The organism is Pseudomonas sp. PS01300, from assembly GCF_029960155.1.
GTDB lineage: Bacteria > Pseudomonadota > Gammaproteobacteria > Pseudomonadales > Pseudomonadaceae > Aquipseudomonas > Aquipseudomonas palmensis.
In genome coordinates this window covers 1-1237 of sequence record NZ_JASCPN010000138.1, presented here as the reverse complement: position 1 = coordinate 1237, position 1237 = coordinate 1, and the positions used below count along the sequence as shown (strand labels likewise).

Annotated in this window: 1 protein-coding gene; it reads left to right on the top strand. The window is 56.3% G+C overall.

Features of this window, described 5'->3' with window-relative positions; genetic code table 11:
• Positions 1 to 65: 65 nt before the first annotated feature.
• A protein-coding gene (locus QMX96_RS26675; RefSeq protein WP_282362721.1) for an IS3 family transposase occupies positions 66 to 1228 on the top strand; the annotation gives its coding sequence in 2 pieces (ribosomal slippage) (positions 66 to 318 and positions 318 to 1228; 1164 coding nt in all).
• Positions 1229 to 1237 lie beyond the last annotated feature (9 nt).

The window sequence follows — 1237 nt, the reverse complement described above, 5'->3', positions numbered from 1 at the left end:
GTGTAGTGGTCTAATGAAACCGGACACCCATTTAGGCGAGAATGCTCGCCATAGAGAGGTGTCTGATGACCAAGCAACGTCGTACCTTTACCCCTGAGTTCAAGCGCGAGGCTGCGTGCCTGGTGCTCGACCAAGGCTACAGCCATATCGAAGCCGCCCGTTCGCTCGGATTGGTCGAATCGGCGCTTCGTCGATGGGTGAGCCAGCTTCAGCAAGAACGTAGCGGTGTTACTCCCTCCAGCAAGGCTCTGACACCTGAGCAGCAAAAAATCCAGGAACTCGAAGCCCGTATCAATCGGCTGGAACGGGAAAAATCGATCTTAAAAAAGGCCACCGCGCTCTTGATGGCCGAGGAACACGAGCGTTCGCGTTAATCGATCAACTGCGGGCTCAAGAGCCTGTTGATCTGTTGTGCTCGGTATTTGATGTCACCCGATCTTGCTACTACGCGTACTGCCGGAAACGTCGGTATCCGGATGCCGAACGAGTAGTCTTGCGTAGCCGCGTGAACGAGTTGTTTACGCAAAGCCGAAGCGCTGCGGGCAGCCGGAGCATCATGCTGATGATGAAAGAGGACGGCATGCAGATCGGGCGATTCAAGGTACGTAGGTTGATGCGCGAGCTGAACTTGATCAGCAAACAGCCGGGCTCCCATGCCTACAAAAAGGCTACCGTGGAGCGGCCTGATATGCCGAACGTGCTTGATCGCGGGTTCAGCGTGGCATCCCCGAACAAAGTCTGGTGCGGTGACATTACGTACGTCTGGGCTGAAGGCCAATGGCACTATCTGGCGGCTGTCATCGACCTTTGTGCCCGGCGTGTTGTTGGTTGGGCGTTCTCAGCCAAGCCTGATGCCGACCTGGTGATCAAGGCATTGGATATGGCCTATGAGCAGCGTGGTCGGCCTCAGAATGTGCTGTTTCACAGCGACCAGGGCAGCCAATACGGCAGCCGGAGTTTCCGCCAGAGACTATGGAGATACCGCTTCACGCAGAGCATGAGTCGGCGCGGCAACTGCCACGACAACGCGCCGATGGAGCGGCTATTTCGCAGCCTGAAGACTGAATGGATACCGACGGTGGGCTACATGAGCGCTGTGCTGGCAAAGCAAGATATCAGTCGGTTTTTGATGGAGCGGTACAACTGGCGGCGACCGCATCAATTCAACGAAGGGCTACCGCCTGCGGTCGCAGAGGAAAAACTCAATTCAGTGTCCGGGATCAGTTGACCACTACAC